Below are 16,700 nucleotides of genomic sequence, written 5' to 3'. Positions count from 1 at the left end.
CCTCTCCCCGCATGAAAGCCCTGCTCGACTTCCTGCCGATCGTCCTGTTCTTCGGCGCCTTCAAGTTCTACGGCATCTACGTCGCCACCGGCGTGCTGATGGCCGTCACGGTGGTGCAGATGGCCATCGTCTACGCCATGGAGCGCCGGCTGCAGCCCATGCAGAAGGCGACGCTGGTGCTGATCCTGCTGTTCGGCGGCCTGACGCTGGCCCTGCACGACGACCGCTTCATCAAGTGGAAGCCGACGGTGCTCTACGGCGCCATGGCCCTTGCACTGGCGGTGGCGTTGTGGGGCATGGGCCGCAACGTGCTCAAGATGTTGTTGGGGAGCCAGCTAGTGCTGCCCGACCGCATCTGGCGCCGCCTGGGCGTGGCCTGGGTCTTCTATTGCGCCTTCATGTCGGCCATCAATGCCTATGTGGCGCTGTACTTCAGCACCGACGCCTGGGTCAACTTCAAGCTCTGGGGCTACGTCTTTCCCATCGCCTTCCTGGTGGCGCAGGGGCTGTATGTCGCACCTCATCTGCAGGCGCAACCCAGCGACAAGGAATCGGCATGAGCAACGACGCAGACCTGCCGCGTGTCGACGAACTCGAGGCCGCCCTGCGCGCGCAGCTGCAGCCCACCCATCTGGAAGTGCTGGACGAAAGTGCCGCCCATGCGGGCCATGCCGGCGCTGCCGCGGCGGGCTGGGGCACCCACTTCCGCGTGCGCATCGCCTCCCCGCTTTTCGAGGGCCGCACGCGGGTGGCGCGGCATCGCCTTGTGTATGATGCCGTCCAGCCTTTTGTTTCACGCGGCCTGCACGCGATCGCCATCGAGACACTTTGAGCAAGCGCTGCGCCGGTCCCACCGGCACCTGCCGCCAGGCCTCTTCCCCCCTTCCCCTCCATCGGCCCGATTCCGGCGCCAATCCGACCCTCCTAGCCGTTTTCCGATCATGAAAAAACAAGTGCTCCACGTTCTGGCCGCTGCCGCGCTGGCGGCTTCGCTGCCTGCCCTGGCGCAGAACGCCGCCATCGTCAACGGCAAGCCCGTACCGAAGGCACGCATGGAGGTACTGGCCCAGCAACTGGCCGCCGCCGGCCGGCCGGTGACGCCCGAAATGCAGGACCAGCTGCGCGAGGAAGTGATCACGCGCGAAGTCTTCATGCAGGAAGCGCAGAAGCAGGGCCTGGACCGCAGCGACGAGTTCAAGGCGCAGATGGAACTGGCTCGCCAGGCCATCCTGATCCGTCAGCTGTTCGACAACTACCGCAAGACCAATCCGGTCACCGACGCCGAGATCCAGGCCGAGTACGACAAGATCGCGGCGGCCAACAGCGGCAAGGAATACCACGCCCGCCACATCCTGGTGCCGACCGAGGACGAGGCCAACAAGATCCTGGCCGAGCTCAAGAAGGGCGCCAAGTTCGAAGACCTGGCCAAGAAGTACTCGAAGGACCCGGGCTCCGGCGCCAACGGTGGCGACCTGGACTGGACCACCCCGGCCAGCCTGGTGCCCGAGTTCTCGCAGGCCATGGTCAAGCTCAAGAAGGGCGAGACCACCGCGGCGCCGGTCAAGTCCGAATTCGGCTGGCACATCATCCGCCTGGACGACACGCGCGAGATGCAGTTCCCCAAGCTGGACGAGGTGAAGGCCCAGCTGACGCAGCAGATGCAGCAGCAGAAGCTGCAGAAGTACCAGGAAGAGCTGCGCAGCAAGGCGCGCGTCGAGTAAATCCGCCGGCCACCTCCGGGTGGCGACGGTTCGGGGCGCCCGGCGCCCAACTGGTCAGTTCATGAATCGCGGCCCGGATGCTTCCTGCGTCCGGGCCGTTTTGTCGTCTGGCGCGGCAAGTCCCCATCCACCACGCTCGGCGCCCTGCACCAGCAGGGTCTGCAAGGCCGTGGCCGCCGCGGCCGGCACATTGAGTTCCACGTCGCGCCCATCGGTCGTCCGCCAGCGGATGGCCAGTTGGCCAGCCGCCTCCGCACCCACCGGCACGCCGAGGGTCACCTCGCCCACCACGGGCACGGCGCCTGGAAGGAGGGGCTTCGCATCGGTGGCCGTCTGCGGCGGCGTAGCGAAGTCAGCCTCGCGCAGCGCCTGGGCACGCGCCGATTCGGCCAGCAGATCCGCCGCGCCATCCGGCAAGGGCACGGCCCCCCATTCCGCCGCGACATGGGCACGCGACACGGCCTGGTGCAGCGGTCCGTGAAGGGCCAACAGCAGCCGGCGAGTGATCCACAGCGAGGTCCGTTCGCCCGTCTGTGCGACCAGGTGCAGCAGCAGCCGGTCTTCCGGCGCGACGTACTCGACGGTGATCTGGTGCAGTTGCATGGGCGCGAGTATGCGCGCCCCGCGCCGCCGGTCAGCCCACCCAGCGGCGAGCGTTGCGCCAGATTTCCATCCAGGGGCTGTGCGCTGCGCGGTCGCCCGAGGTCCAGCTCATCTGCACGTTGCGGAACACACGCTCCGGGTGCGGCATCATGGCCGTGAAGCGGCCGTCGGCCGTGGTCACCGCCGTCAGGCCGCCAGCGCTGCCGTTGGGGTTGAGCGGATAGCGCTCGGTCGGCTGGCCCGCATGGTCCACGAAGCGCATGGCCGCGATGGCGCTGCCGGCATTGCCACGGTGACGGAAGTCCGCATAGCCCTCGCCATGCGCCACAGCGATCGGCACGCGCGCGCCGGCCATGCCGGCGAAGAACAGGCTGGGCGAATCCAGCACCTCCACCTGCGACAGGCGCGCCTCGAAGCGCTCGCTGCGGTTGGTGGTGAAGCGCGGCCAGTCCTGTGCGCCCGGAATGATGTCGGCCAGCTCGGCGAACATCTGGCAGCCGTTGCACACGCCCAGGCCGAAGGTGTCGGTTCGGCCGAAGAAGTCGCCGAACTGCTGCGCCAGCCGCGGGTTGAAGGTGATGCTGCGCGCCCAGCCGATGCCGGCGCCCAGCGTGTCGCCGTAGCTGAAGCCGCCGCAGGCCACGATGCCCTGGAAGCGGGCCAGGTCGGCGCGGCCGCTCTGCAGGTCGGTCATGTGCACGTCGACCGATTCGAAGCCGGCCTCGTGGAAGGCATAGGCCATCTCCACATGCGAGTTGACGCCCTGCTCGCGCAGGATGGCGACGCGCGGCCGGGCACTGCCCACGAAGGCGGGCGCAGTGCCGAAGCCCTCCGGCAGGTGCAGATGCAGGCCGGTGTCGGCCGGGTCGCCGGCGGCGGCGTGCTCGGCATCGGCGCAATCGGGGTTGTCGCGCTCGCGGCAGATCTTCCAGCTCACGCTGTCCCACACTTGGTGCAGGTCGGCCAGCGTCGCGCTGAACACGGCCTTGGTGTCGCGCCAGACCTCGACCTTGCCCTTGCCGGCATCGATGGGCGAGCTTTGCGGGCGGGTCTTGCCGACGAAATGACTGAACACCGACAGGCCATGCGCGCGCAGCGTCTGCATGACCTCATTGCGCTCGGCCGTGCGCACCTGCAGCAGCAGGCCCAGCTCTTCGTTGAACAGGGCCTTGAGCGTGAGCTCCTCGCGGCGCGCGCTGACCTGCTGCGCCCAGTTCTTGGCGTCGCCCGTCTCCATGCGGCTGTCGCTGATGCCGTCCCCTTCGGTGATGAGCAGGTCGACGTTGAGCGACACGCCCACATGGCCAGCAAAGCCCATCTCGCAGGCTGCGGCGAACAGGCCACCGTCGCTGCGGTCATGCAGGGCGAGCAGCTTGCCTTCGGCGCGCAGCTGGTTGACGGCGTCCACCGTCTTGACCAGCAGTTGCGGATCGTCCAGATCGGGCACGCGGTCGCCGGTCTGGCCCAGCACCTGGGCCAGGATGCTGCCGCCCATGCGGTGCTGGCCGCGGCCCAGGTCGATGAGCACCAGCGTGGTGTCGGCTTCCTGCGCATCGAGCTGCGGCGTGAGCGTGCCGCGCACGTCGTCGATGCTGGCGAAGGCGCTGACGATCAGGCTTACCGGCGAGCTGACCTTCTTCTTGTCGGTGCCCTCGGCCCACTGCGTGCGCATGGACAGCGAATCCTTGCCGACGGGAATGGAGACGCCCAGCGCCGGGCACAGCTCCAGGCCCACGGCCTTGACCGTCTCGTACAGCGCGGCGTCCTCGCCCGGCTCGCCGCAGGCGGCCATCCAGTTGGCGGACAGCTTGACGCGGGCCAGTTCGATGGGCGCGGCCAGCAGGTTGGTGATGGCCTCGGCCACGGCCATGCGGCCCGATGCGGCGGCGTCCATGGCGGCGAGCGGCGTGCGCTCGCCCATGCTCATCGCCTCGCCGGCGAAGCCGCGGAAGTCGGCCAGCGTGACGGCGCAGTCGGCCACCGGCACCTGCCATGGGCCCACCATCTGGTCGCGGTGCGTGAGGCCGCCCACCGTGCGGTCGCCGATGGTGACCAGGAAGCGCTTGGAGGCCACGGTGGGATGCGCCAGCACCTGGATGGCGGCCTGCTGCAGGTCCACGCCCGTGAGCTCCAGCGGCTTGAAGTTGCGGTGGATGCGGGCCACGTCGCGGTGCATCTTGGGCGGCTTGCCCAACAGCACGTCCATGGGCATGCCCACGGGCTGGTTGGCAGCATCGGCCTGGGCGTCGGCCACCACCAGCTCGCGCTGCTCGGTCGCCACGCCCACCACGGCGAAGGGGCAACGCTCTCGCTGGCAGAAGGCGCGGAACTGGTCCAGCGACTCGGGCGCGATGGCCAGCACGTAGCGCTCCTGGCTCTCGTTGCACCAGATTTCCTTGGGTGCCAGGCCGGACTCTTCCAGCGGCACGGCGCGCAGGTCGAAGCGGGCACCGCGGCCGGCATCGTTGGTCAGCTCCGGGAAGGCATTCGACAGCCCGCCCGCGCCGACGTCGTGGATGGCCAGGATGGGGTTCTTCGCGCCCTGCTGCCAGCAGTGGTTGATGACCTCCTGCGCCCGGCGCTCGATCTCGGGGTTGCCGCGCTGCACCGAGTCGAAGTCCAGCTCGGCCGCATTGGCGCCGGTGGCCATGGAACTGGCGGCGCCGCCGCCCATGCCGATGCGCATGCCGGGCCCGCCCAGCTGGATCAGCAGCGTGCCGGCGGGAAACTGGATCTTGCTCGTCTGCGTGGCGTCGATCTGGCCCAGGCCGCCTGCGATCATGATGGGCTTGTGGTAGCCGCGCTGGACTGTGTCCACGTCGCTCGCCACGGTCTGCTCGTACTCGCGGAAATAGCCCAGCAGGTTGGGCCGGCCGAACTCGTTGTTGAAGGCCGCGCCACCCAGGGGGCCCTCGGTCATGATCTGCAGCGGGCTGGCGATATGGGCGGGCTTGCCGTAGCTGCCCTCCTCGGGCCACAGCTTGCTGACGGTGAAGCCCGTCAGGCCCGCCTTCGGCTTGGAGCCGCGGCCAGTGGCGCCCTCGTCGCGGATCTCGCCGCCGGCGCCGGTGGAGGCGCCCGGGAAGGGCGAGATGGCCGTCGGGTGGTTGTGCGTCTCCACCTTCATCAGCACGTGGTGCAGCGCCGCTTCCTTGGCATAGGTGGGCGCCTCGGCGCCCAGTTCGCTGCGGGCCACGAAGCGCTCGATGGCATGGCCTTCCATCACCGACGCGTTGTCCGAATAGGCGATGACCGTGTGCTGCGGGTTCGTCTTGTGGGTGTGGCGGATCATGCCGAACAGGCTCATCGGCTGGCGCTCGCCGTCGATGGTGAAGTCGGCATTGAAGATCTTGTGGCGGCAGTGCTCGCTGTTGGCCTGCGCGAACATCATCAGCTCGACGTCGGTCGGGTTGCGGCCGAGCTTGCCGAAGGCATCGACCAGGTAGTCGATCTCGTCCTCGGCCAGCGCGAGACCGAAGGTGATGTTGGCCTCGACCAGCGCGGCGTGGCCGCCGCCCAGCACGTCCACGTGGGCCATGGGCTGCGGCGGAAGCTCGGCGAACAGAGCGGCGGCGCCGTCCACGCCCGGCAGCACCGATTCGGTCATGCGGTCGTGCAGCAGGCCGGCCACCTGGGCCAGGGCCCCGACATCCAGCACCGGGGCGCGGCCCAGCAGGGGCGCCTTCAGGCCGATGTGGTACTGCGTGACGCGCTCCACGCGGCGCAGGGCGAGGCCGCAGTTGCGGGCGATGTCGGTGGCCTTGGAGGCCCAGGGCGAGACGGTGCCCAGCCGGGGGCTGACGACCAGGGTGGCGCCCTGCGGCGCGGCACCGGCGTCGAAGGGCTCGCCGTAGGTCAGCAGCGCGGCAAAACGTTCGCGCGCGGCGGCATCCATCTCGGCATCCGACAGAACCAGGTGGACAAAGCGCGCCGTGATGGCATTGATGCGCGCGTCCACCGCCTGCAGGCGTGGCAGCAACTGGCGTGCGCGGAAGTCGCTGAGCGCCGCCCCTCCTTCGAAGATGGTCACGACGGGAGGAACGGTGGATGCGGGCTGCGTCACGGTGGGCGGGGCCTGGGGCCGAAAGGACAGAAGGGAGAGAGGCGGCAACCGGCCGCTGACTGGGGCCGTTCGCGAAAACCCTGCATTTTAGGGGGCGAGTGGGATAATCCCCGGATGAGCATTACCTACCACGACGCCGAAGGCATTGCCGCGATGCGCGTCGCCTGCCGCCTTGCGTCCGAGGTGCTGGACTACCTGACGCCCTTCATCAAGCCCGGCATCACCACCAACGAGATCGACCGGCTGGCCGCCGAGTACATGGTCACGCAGGGCACCACCTCCGCCACGGTGGGCTACAAGGGCGCGGGCGACGTGCCTTTCCCCAAATCGCTGTGCACCTCGGTCAACCATGTGGTGTGCCATGGCATCCCGGACGACAAGCCCCTGAAGAAGGGCGACATCATGAACATCGATGTCACCGTCATCAAGGACGGCTGGTACGGCGACAACAGCCGGATGTTCGTGATCGGCGACGCCTCCATCGCCGCCAAGCGGCTGTGCCAGATCACCTTCGAAGCGATGTGGCACGGCATCCTGCAGGTCAAGCCCGGCAACCACCTGGGCGACGTGGGCCACGCCATCCAGCGCTTCGCCGAGGGCAACGGCTATTCGGTGGTGCGCGAGTTCTGCGGCCACGGCGTGGGCCGCACCTTCCATGCCGAGCCCCAGGTGCTGCACTACGGCCGCCCAGGCACCATGGAAGAGCTCAAGCCCGGCATGATCTTCACCATCGAGCCGATGATCAACGCCGGCAAGCGCGACATCAAGGAAGACCACCGCGGCGGACGCTACGACGGCTGGACCATCGTGACGCGCGACCGCTCGCTCTCCGCCCAGTGGGAGCACACGGTGCTGGTCACCGAGACGGGCTACGAGGTGCTGACCCTGTCGGCCGGCAGCCCGCCGCTGCCCTCCTTCGTGCCCGCCGCCAGCGGCCAGCCGGCGCCCGTCGCCGCCTGACGCACCGCGCAGGCATGGGCTTTTCCGTCGCCGTCGATCTGCCGGCCAGCCTGCGCGAGCAGCTGCGCGCCGGCAAGAGCGCCGTGTTCGAGCGCCTGCTCGCGCCGCAGGGTGTGCGCAACATCCACGCCGTGCTCAAGGAGCTGGCGGGCCAAGCCGATGCGGCCTTGCGCGCCTTGTGGCAGGACGCCGGCTTTGGCGACGAGCTCGCCCTGGTGGCCGTGGGCGGCTACGGCCGCGGTGAGCTTTTTCCGTACTCCGACGTCGACGTGCTGCTCCTGCTGCCGGCCGGCAGCGAGCTCGAGCCGGCGCGGCTGGAGGCCTTCATCGGCCGCTGCTGGGACGCCGGACTGGAGATCGGCTCCAGCGTCCGCACGCTCGACGAGTGCCTGAGCGAATCGGCCAAGGACGTCACCGTTCAGACGGCCCTTCTCGAGTCCCGCCATGTGTGCGGCAGCAAGCGGCTCTTCACCGCCTTTCGCAAGGCCTTCGACGAGGCGATGGATCCGCATGCCTTCTTCCTGGCGAAGTCGCAGGAGATGCGGCACCGCCACCAGAAGCACGATGGCACGCCCTATTCGCTGGAGCCCAACTGCAAGGAATCGCCGGGCGGCCTTCGCGACCTGCACACCGTGCGCTGGGTGGCCCAGGCTGCCGGCCTGGGCAAGCGCTGGGAAGACTATGCGCGCAACGGCCTGGCCACGCCCTTCGAGGTCAAGCAGATCAAGCGCAACGAGGCACTGCTCTCGCTGATCCGCGCCCGCCTGCATGCCGTGGCCAAGCGCCGCGAGGACCGGCTGGTCTTCGACCTGCAGACCGCCGTGGCCCAGACCTTCGGCTACGAGAACGAGACGGGCCGCCGCGCCAGCGAGGCGCTGATGCGCCGTTACTACTGGGCGGCCAAGGCGGTGACGCAGCTCACCGAGATCCTGATGCTGAACATCGCCGAGCGGATCAACCCGCAGTCGGCCACGCTCACCCGCATCAACGACCGCTTCTTCGAGAAGGGCGGGACCATCGAGGTGGCCAGCGACGATCTGTACGAGAAGGATCCGCACGCCATCCTCGAGACCTTCCTGCTCTACCAAAAAACCATCGGCGTCAACGGCCTGTCGGCGCGCACCCTGCGTGCGCTCTACAACGCCCGGGGTCGCATGGACGCGCGGTTCAGCAACGACAAGGTCAACCATGCGACCTTCATGCGCATGCTGCTGGAGCCCCGCGGCATCACGCATGCCATGCGTCTGATGAACCAGACCTCGGTGCTGGGCCGCTACCTGCGCGTCTTCCGCGGCACGGTGGGGCAGATGCAGCATGACCTGTTCCACGTCTACACGGTGGACCAGCACATCCTGATGGTGCTGCGCAACGTGCGCCGCTTCTTCATCGCCGAGCATGCGCACGAATACCCCTTCTGCTCGCAGTTGGCGGCCGGCTGGGACAAGCCCTGGATCCTGTACGTGGCCGCCCTGTTCCACGACATCGCCAAGGGCCGCGGCGGCGACCATTCCGAGCTGGGGGCGCGCGACGTGCGCCGCTTCTGCCAGAAGCACGGTATCGGCCGCGAGGACACCCGGCTGATCGAGTTCCTTGTCGCCAACCATCTGGTGATGAGCAACGTGGCGCAGAAGCAGGACCTGTCCGACCCCGAGGTGATCGGCTCCTTCGCCCAGCGCGTCGGCAGCGAGCGCTACCTGACGGCGCTCTACCTGCTGACGGTGGCCGACATCCGCGGCACATCGCCGCGCGTGTGGAATGCCTGGAAGGGCAAGCTGCTCGAAGACACCTACCGCCGCACCTCGCGCGCGCTGGGCGGCCACCTGCCCGACCCCGACGCCGAGGTGGAGGCCCGCAAGCGCGAGGCGCTGACGCTGCTGCAACTGCATGCCCAGCCCTTCGAGGCGCACAAGGCGCTGTGGGACACGCTGGACGTGAGCTACTTCATGCGCCATGACGCGGGCGAGATCGCCTGGCATGCCAAGAAGCTGTCGCGCTTCGTGGCGCCCAAGGGCATTCCGGCCGATCCGCATGCCAAGGCCATCGTGCGGGCGCGCCTGTCGCCGGTGGGCGAAGGGCTGCAGGTGGTGGTCTACACGCCCGACCAGCCGGACCTGTTCGCGCGCATCTGCGGCTATTTCGACCAGGCGTCGTTCAGCATCCTGGACGCGCGGGTGCACACGGCCACCAACGGCTATGCGCTGGACACCTTCCAGGTCGTGACGACCTTCCTGCCGGAGCATTACCGCGAGCTGATCAGCATGGTGGAGACCAACCTGGCGCAGACGCTGGACGCCTGGGGCGAGTTGCCCGCGCCCAGCCGCGGCCGGGTGTCGCGGCGGGTGCGCAGCTTCCCTATCCAGCCGCGGGTGTACCTCACGCCTGACGAGAAGGCGCAGCGCTGGCTGCTGACGATCTCGGCCAGCGACCGGGCCGGCCTGCTCTACAGCGTGGCCCGTGTGCTGGCGCGCCACCACCTGCACCTGCAACTGGCGAAGGTGACGACGCTGGGCGAGCGGGTGGAGGACAGCTTCCTGATCAGCGGTCCCGAGCTGTATGGCCAGAAGGGGCAGCTGGCGATTGAGACGGAGCTGATCGACGCGCTCGATGCGGCCTGAGCGCGGGGGGGCAAGCGGCTGCTGTCTTCCGGTCGCACAAGTGGCTGGAGCAGTAACCCGGCGGAGGACGTCGGCATGCGTGCTCCCGGTGCACGCTCGCGCCGACCGACTTGGCGCACAAGCGATGTGCTCGCTGTCCATCGACGTGCTTTGGGCACTGCACGGCGCCGCGAATGGCACCTCCGCACGCACACCGCCATCCCCCGCCTCGACGCTGCGCACGAATCCCTCCAGTTCGACGCTGCGCGCGAGCCCTTCCCTTGGAGCCCGAAGTTTCACGGGATCTCTTGGGCAACTTGGGTCAGCCAACCCCGACCGTTCGGGCTGAGCCTGTCGAAGCCCCGCGCGAGCGCCGCGTTGCGGCGGTCAGGGCGGGTCGGACGTTGACGCCGCGCGCCGTCATGCCCTTCGACGAGCTCAGGGCGAACGGACTCGGAGGCCGCCGGCGGCAAATCCGGCCGTTCGGGACCATCGTCGAGGCGGGGGATGGCGGTGTGCGTGCGGAGGTGCCATTCGCGGCGCCGTGCAGTGCCCAAAGCACGTCGGTGGGGAGCGAGCACGCATCTGGTGAGGCAAGCCGGTCAGCGCGAGCGTGCACCGGGAGCGCGCATGCCGACGTCCTCCGCCGGGTTAGCGGTACACCGCTGGTGCGCCCCGACATAGCGCGCCGCACCGAGCAGCTCTGACCTCGGCTCGGCATCACCATGGCCACGACCTTCGTCAGCACGATCGTCAGCGCCGACCCATGAGGCAGACCCCGCAAACGCCCCCGATCGCATACCCCCGCGTCTCGATCTTTACGCCGTTTTGATACGGCACCGGCCAGTCTCTACACCGTCTTGACGCGCCCCTCCAGACACTGCCAGCCATCGTCTTTCCGATGACTGGAGTGAGAAATGGACATCGTCTGGCTCGCCGCCATCGCCGCCCTGTGGGCCGGCATGGTGGCGCTGGTGTATGCGCTGGCCGCCATGGAGCGGCCGAACGGGGGCCGGCCATGATGTCGCTCGCCGCCCTCTACGGACTGGCCGGCACGCTCGCCGCCCTGCTGCTGGCCTACCTGGTCTACGCCCTGATCCGCGCGGAGGACTTCTGATGACCGCCTCCGCCTGGACCCTCCTGGCCGTCTTCCTCGGCCTCCTGCTGATCCTCGCCTGGCCGCTGGGCCGCTGGCTCGCCGCCCTCTGCGAAGGCCGTATGCCGCGCTGGATCGTCCGCATCGAAGCACCGCTCTACCGCCTGGCCGGCGTCGAGCCCAACTCCTCCATGGGTTGGATGGGCTACGCCCTCGCTCTGCTCGCCTTCAATGCCCTGGGCGCGCTGGTCGTCTACGGCCTGCAGCGCCTGCAGGCATTTCTGCCGCTCAACCCCGCAGGCCTGCCGGCCGTCTCCGGCGACTCGGCCTTCAACACCGCGCTCAGCTTCGCCACCAACACCAACTGGCAGGGCTATGCGGGCGAAAGCACCATGAGTTACCTCACGCAAATGCTGGCGCTGACGGTGCAGAACTTCCTCTCGGCCGCCACCGGCATCGCCGTGGCCTTTGCGCTGATCCGTGGCTTCGCGGCACGCGGCGAGGCGGGCCGGCGCAGCGCCCGCTTCGGCGCCATCGGCAATGCCTGGGCCGACCTCACGCGCCTCACGCTGTGGCTGCTGCTGCCGCTGTCCTTCGTGCTGGCCATCGTCTTCGTCGGCCAGGGCACGATCCAGAACTTCGACGGCTACAAGACCGTCACGACGATCGAGTCGACGGTCTACCAGGACCCGCAGAACGGCCCCGACGGCCAGCCGCTGAAGGATGCCGCCGGCAACCCCGTCACCAAGGAAGCGACGACGCAGACGCAGACCTTGCCCATGGGCCCCGTCGCCTCGCAGGAGGCCATCAAGATGCTGGGCACCAACGGCGGCGGTTACTTCAACGCCAACTCGGCCCATCCTTTCGAGAACCCGACGGCGCTCACCAACCTGCTGCAGATGCTGGCGATCTTCAGCATCCCCGCCGCGCTGTGCCTGGCCTTCGGCCAGGTGGGGGGCGACCGGCGCCAGGGCTGGGCGATCCTGGCGGCGATGACGGCGATCTTCGTCGTCGGCGTGATCGTCGCCACGGGCGCCGAGCAGGCCGGCAACCCGCTGCTGGCCGCGCTGGGGGTGGACCCATCGGCCGGCAACTGGGAAGGCAAGGACCTGCGCTTCGGCATCGCCGCCTCGGCCCTGTTCGCGGTGGTGACCACGGCCGCCTCCTGCGGCGCAGTGATCGCCATGCACGACTCGCTCACCCCGATGGGCGGGCTGGTCACGCTGGTCATGATGCAACTGGGCGAGGTGGTGTTCGGCGGCGTCGGCTCGGGCCTGTACGGCATGCTGGTGTTCGCCATCCTGGCGGTGTTCATCGCCGGCCTGATGATCGGCCGCACGCCGGAGTACCTCGGCAAGAAGATCGAGGTGTATGAGATGAAGCTGATCGCCATCGCCATCCTGGTGACGCCCATCCTGGTGCTGCTGGGCACGGCCGTGGCGGTGAGCGTGGAGGCCGGCCGCGCCGGCATCGCCAACCCGGGCGCCCATGGCTTCTCGGAGATCCTTTACGCCTTCACCTCGGCCGCCAACAACAACGGCAGCGCCTTCGCCGGCCTGTCGGCCAACACGCCCTTCTACAACACGATGCTGGGCGTGGCCACCTGGCTGGGCCGCTTCGCCGTCATGGTGCCGGTGCTGGCCATCGCCGGCGCCCTGGCCGCCAAGCAGCGCCTGCCGGTGACGGCCGGCACCCTGCCCACCCACGGACCGCTGTTCGTGGTGCTGCTGATCGGCACGGTGCTGCTGGTCGGCCTGCTCAACTATGTGCCGGCGCTGGCCCTGGGCCCCATCGTCGAGCAGCTGATGCTCTGGAAGTGAGGCGCGCCCCATGAACAACAACACGCTTTCCCTGTTCGACGGTGCGCTGGTGCGCCCCGCCCTCCTCGCGTCCTTCACCAAGCTGAGCCCGCGCGTGCAGTGGCGCAACCCAGTGATGTTCGTCGTCTACGTCGGCAGCATCCTGACCACGCTGCTGTGGGTACACAGCCTCAACTACCCCGGCGACACCGGCATGCGGCCGGGCTTCATCCTCGCGGTGTCGCTGTGGCTGTGGTTCACCGTGCTCTTCGCCAACTTCGCCGAGGCGCTGGCCGAAGGCCGCAGCAAGGCGCAGGCCGCCTCGCTGCGCAGCCTGCGCAAGGACAGCTGGGCCAAGAAGCTCGAAGGCGCGCCGCGCGAGATGGCGCGGCTGGCCGAGCAACTGGCCCGCGTGCGTGCAGAGGGCGCGACGCCCGAGCCGGCCACGGCCGAATCCACCAGCGCCATCTGGCGCCCCGAGCGCGCCACCAACCTCCGCAAGGGTGACGTGGTGCTGGTCGAGGTCGGCGACATGATTCCGCTGGACGGCGAGGTCATCGAAGGCGTGGCCTCGGTGGACGAGTCGGCCATCACCGGCGAATCGGCGCCCGTGGTGCGCGAATCCGGCGGCGACTTCTCCTCCGTCACCGGCGGCACCCGCGTGCTGTCGGACTGGCTGGTGGTGCGCATCGGCGTGAACCCGGGCGAATCCTTCCTGGACCGCATGATCGGCATGGTCGAAGGCGCCAAGCGGGCCCGCACGCCCAACGAGATCGCGCTGACCATCCTGCTGGTGGCGCTGACGCTGGTCTTTTTGATGGTGACGGTGACGCTGCTGCCCTATTCGCTCTTCAGCGCGCAGGCGGCGGGCACCGGCACGGTGGTGTCCGTCACCGCGCTGGTGGCGCTGCTGGTGTGCCTGATCCCGACCACCATCGGCGGCCTGCTGTCTGCCGTCGGCGTGGCCGGCATGAGCCGCATGATGCAGGCCAACGTGATCGCCACCTCGGGCCGCGCGGTGGAGGCCGCGGGCGACGTGGACGTGCTGCTGCTCGACAAGACCGGCACCATCACCCACGGCAACCGCCAAGCCTCGGCCTTTTTGCCGGCGCCGGGCGTGAACAAGGCGCGCCTGGCCCATGCGGCGCAGTTGGCCTCGCTGGCCGACGAGACGCCCGAGGGCCGCAGCATCGTCGAGCTGGCCCGCCGCGAGGGCGTCGACGTTCCGCCGGTCGACGGCGCCGTGTTCGTGCCCTTCACCGCCCAGACCCGCATGAGCGGCGCCGATCTGCCCGCCGCCGCGCTGGACCTCACCGGCGACGCCGTGCCGCTGCGCAAGGGCGCCGTGGAGGCGGTGCGCCGCCATGTGGAGTCGCTGCGCGGCACGATGCCCGCCGAGCTGCTGCGCGCTGCCGACGAGGTGGCCCGCCGCGGCAGCACGCCGCTGGCCGTGGCGGAGGGCGCCCGCGTGCTGGGCATCGTCGAGCTCAAGGACATCGTCAAGACCGGCATCCGCGAGCGCTTCGCGCAGCTGCGGCGCATGGGCATCCGCACGGTGATGATCACCGGCGACAACAAGCTCACGGCCGCCGCCATCGCCGCCGAGGCCGGCGTGGACGACTTCCTGGCCGAAGCCACGCCCGAGGACAAGCTCAAGCTGATCCGCCAGTACCAGTCCGATGGCCGGCTGGTGGCCATGACCGGCGACGGCACCAACGACGCGCCCGCCCTGGCCCAGGCCGACGTGGCGGTGGCCATGGGCAGCGGCACGCAGGCCGCCAAGGAGGCCGGCAACATGGTCGACCTGGACTCCAACCCCACCAAGCTGCTGGAGGTGGTGGAGACCGGCAAGGCCCTGCTGATGACGCGCGGCGCGCTCACCACCTTCAGCATCGCCAACGACGTGGCGAAGTACTTCGCCATCATCCCCGCCATCTTCGTGAGCACCTATCCCCAGCTCGCGGCGCTGAACGTGATGCGGCTGGCCAGCCCCTCCTCGGCCATCCTGAGTGCGGTGATCTTCAACGCGCTGATCATCGTCTTCCTCATCCCGCTGGCGCTCAAGGGCGTGCGCTACCGGCCCATCGGCGCCGCGGCGCTGCTGCGCCGCAACCTGGCCCTCTACGGCCTGGGCGGCCTGCTGGTGCCTTTCATCGGCATCAAGCTCATCGACCTGCTGCTGGCCGCGGTCGGCCTGGTCTGAACCTCTGGAGATGTCCATCATGACGAAGCAGAACCTCCTGCGTCCCTGCCTGGTGCTGTTCACCGCCCTGAGCCTGATCACCGGCGTGGTCTATCCCGTCGCCGTGACCGGCGTGGCCGGCACGCTGTTCCCGAAGCAGGCGGCCGGCAGCCTGGTGGAGCGCGACGGCAAGGCCGTGGGTTCCACCCTCATCGGCCAGAACTTCAGCGACCCCGGCCACTTCTGGGGCCGGCCCTCGGCCACCGCGCCGCAGCCCTACAACGGCAGCGGCTCCTCGGGCTCCAACCTGGGGCCGCTGAACCCGGCGTTGACCGATGCCGTGAAGGCCCGCGTCGAGGCCCTGCGCGCCGCCGACCCTGGCAACACCGCGCCGGTGCCGGCCGACCTGGTGACGGCCTCGGCCAGCGGCCTTGATCCGCACATCAGCCCCGAGGCGGCCCGCTACCAGGCCGCACGGGTGGCGCGGGTGCGAGGCCTCGATGCCGCAAAGGTGGAATCGCTGATCGACGCGCAGGTGCAGCGGCCCGCCCTGCCCTTCCTGGGTGAGCCGGTTGTCAACGTGCTGGCCCTCAACCTGGCGCTGGATGGGCTGGCCCACCGCTGAAAGCGCCCCATGCTCGCCGACCTTCTTGCCGCCGCCACGGCCCTGGTGGCCGTGCTGCTGCCCACCGGCGTGGCCTGGCTGATCGTGCGCGGCTGCGAACGCCATGCACGCCGCCGCCGGCCGCGCTGAGACCGCACCACGCCTCCGCCTCAACCTTCCTCCGCATCGAAGATGCCTTCTTTCATGACCTTCCGCGCTTCCCTGTTCTGCGTCCTTGGCCTCGGCCTGATCGCCCTCAACGCCCATGCCCAATCCGAACCGACGGCAGCCGACGCAGCCCCGCAGCCCTCGCCGCTGACCGCCAACGTTTCGCTGACGAGCAACTACAAGTTCCGCGGCCAGGACCAGGACACCATCGGCAACAACGGCTTCTACAAGACCAACGCCGCCAAGCCTGCCATCCAGGGCGGCTTCGACTACGCCCACGAAAGCGGCTTCTACGTCGGCAACTGGAACTCCAGCGTCAACTGGCAGGCCGGCAACTCCATCGAGAGCGACATCTACGGCGGCTACAAGTTCAAGGCCGGCGTCTTCGACCTCGACTTCGGTGTCCTGAGCTACATCTACCCCGGCAACCGCAACGGCAACACCACCGAGCTGTACGGCGCCGCCACCTGGACCGACGAGACCATCGGCGCCTTCACCGTCAAGTACTCCAGCACCGTCTCGAAGGATTACTTCGGCTTCGCCAGCAACCGCACCACCGGCTGGAAGGGCCGCGGCACCGGCTACCTGAACATCGCGTACAGCAAGGAAATCTTCCCGAAGGTGACGCTGAAGGCCTCGGTGGGCTACACCGCCCTGTCCAGCGACATCCGTCGCTTCACGCCCTACAAGAGCTACGTGGACTACAACGTGGGCGCCACCTACGACTTCGGCGGCGGCCTGAGCCTGACCGGCGCCATCGTCGGCGCCAACAAGAAGGACGCCTACCAGGCCGCCACCGTCCAGGTGGTGCTGCCCACGGGCACGCTGACCTACAGCGAGTCGCCCAACAAGGCCCGCTTCATCGCCACGCTGACCAAGACCTTCTGACGACGGTGCGGCCCGCTGCTAA

At 69.0% G+C, this 16,700-nt stretch carries 12 protein-coding genes; 10 read left to right on the top strand and 2 right to left on the bottom strand.

What is annotated here, in order from left to right:
* Positions 1 to 11 precede the first annotated feature (11 nt).
* The 3 genes from DFR41_RS21865 to DFR41_RS21855 all read left to right on the top strand — a co-directional run bounded on the left by DFR41_RS21865 (position 12) and on the right by DFR41_RS21855 (position 1,721).
* Complete coding sequence (locus DFR41_RS21865) at positions 12 to 560, top strand: septation protein A (RefSeq protein ID WP_114804272.1); 549 nt, start codon at positions 12 to 14, stop codon at positions 558 to 560.
* The gene (locus tag DFR41_RS21860) at positions 557 to 832 is read left to right on the top strand and encodes a BolA family protein (RefSeq protein WP_017761609.1); all 276 of its coding nucleotides are present in this window, start codon (positions 557 to 559) and stop codon (positions 830 to 832) included. The genes DFR41_RS21865 and DFR41_RS21860 overlap by 4 nt, the downstream gene beginning before the upstream one ends.
* 109 nt (positions 833 to 941) lie before the next feature.
* The gene (locus DFR41_RS21855) at positions 942 to 1,721 is read left to right on the top strand and encodes a foldase protein PrsA (protein WP_043114965.1); all 780 of its coding nucleotides are present in this window, start codon (positions 942 to 944) and stop codon (positions 1,719 to 1,721) included.
* Between the two features lie 54 nt (positions 1,722 to 1,775).
* Here the strand turns inward: DFR41_RS21855 and DFR41_RS21850 are convergent, their stop codons facing one another.
* On the bottom strand, positions 1,776 to 2,324 hold the full coding sequence (locus DFR41_RS21850) for a hypothetical protein (RefSeq protein ID WP_114804271.1): 549 nt from the start codon (positions 2,322 to 2,324) through the stop codon (positions 1,776 to 1,778).
* Between the two features lie 31 nt (positions 2,325 to 2,355).
* The gene (purL, locus tag DFR41_RS21845) at positions 2,356 to 6,387 is read right to left on the bottom strand and encodes a phosphoribosylformylglycinamidine synthase (protein WP_114804270.1); all 4,032 of its coding nucleotides are present in this window, start codon (positions 6,385 to 6,387) and stop codon (positions 2,356 to 2,358) included.
* A gap of 114 nt (positions 6,388 to 6,501) precedes the next feature.
* On the opposite strand from purL, the gene map reads away from it, so the two are divergent.
* From map to DFR41_RS21810, 7 genes are all read left to right on the top strand, one after another.
* A complete protein-coding gene (gene map / locus DFR41_RS21840; protein ID WP_017761605.1) occupies positions 6,502 to 7,347 on the top strand; it encodes a type I methionyl aminopeptidase in 846 nt (281 codons plus the stop codon).
* Positions 7,348 to 7,361: 14 nt separating this feature from the next.
* Positions 7,362 to 9,962: a [protein-PII] uridylyltransferase gene (locus DFR41_RS21835; RefSeq protein WP_114804269.1), complete on the top strand. Its 2,601-nt coding sequence runs from the start codon at positions 7,362 to 7,364 to the stop codon at positions 9,960 to 9,962.
* A 997-nt stretch (positions 9,963 to 10,959) separates the two neighbouring features.
* Complete coding sequence (gene kdpF / locus DFR41_RS21830) at positions 10,960 to 11,058, top strand: K(+)-transporting ATPase subunit F (RefSeq protein ID WP_017757755.1); 99 nt, start codon at positions 10,960 to 10,962, stop codon at positions 11,056 to 11,058.
* A complete protein-coding gene (gene kdpA, locus DFR41_RS21825) occupies positions 11,058 to 12,857 on the top strand; it encodes a potassium-transporting ATPase subunit KdpA (RefSeq protein ID WP_114804268.1) in 1,800 nt (599 codons plus the stop codon). The genes kdpF and kdpA overlap by 1 nt, the downstream gene beginning before the upstream one ends.
* Positions 12,858 to 12,867: 10 nt before the next feature.
* Complete coding sequence (gene kdpB, locus DFR41_RS21820; protein WP_114804267.1) at positions 12,868 to 15,039, top strand: potassium-transporting ATPase subunit KdpB; 2,172 nt, start codon at positions 12,868 to 12,870, stop codon at positions 15,037 to 15,039.
* A 19-nt stretch (positions 15,040 to 15,058) separates the two neighbouring features.
* The gene (gene kdpC / locus DFR41_RS21815) at positions 15,059 to 15,643 is read left to right on the top strand and encodes a potassium-transporting ATPase subunit KdpC (RefSeq protein WP_114804283.1); all 585 of its coding nucleotides are present in this window, start codon (positions 15,059 to 15,061) and stop codon (positions 15,641 to 15,643) included.
* Between the two features lie 183 nt (positions 15,644 to 15,826).
* Positions 15,827 to 16,678 (top strand): TorF family putative porin, encoded by an 852-nt coding sequence (locus tag DFR41_RS21810; protein ID WP_114804266.1) that lies wholly within the window; start codon positions 15,827 to 15,829, stop codon positions 16,676 to 16,678.
* Positions 16,679 to 16,700: the final 22 nt, after the last annotated feature.

Source organism: Pseudacidovorax intermedius, assembly GCF_003350475.1.
Lineage (GTDB): Bacteria > Pseudomonadota > Gammaproteobacteria > Burkholderiales > Burkholderiaceae_C > Xenophilus > Xenophilus intermedius.
This window is presented reverse-complemented; position numbering and strand designations above follow the sequence as displayed.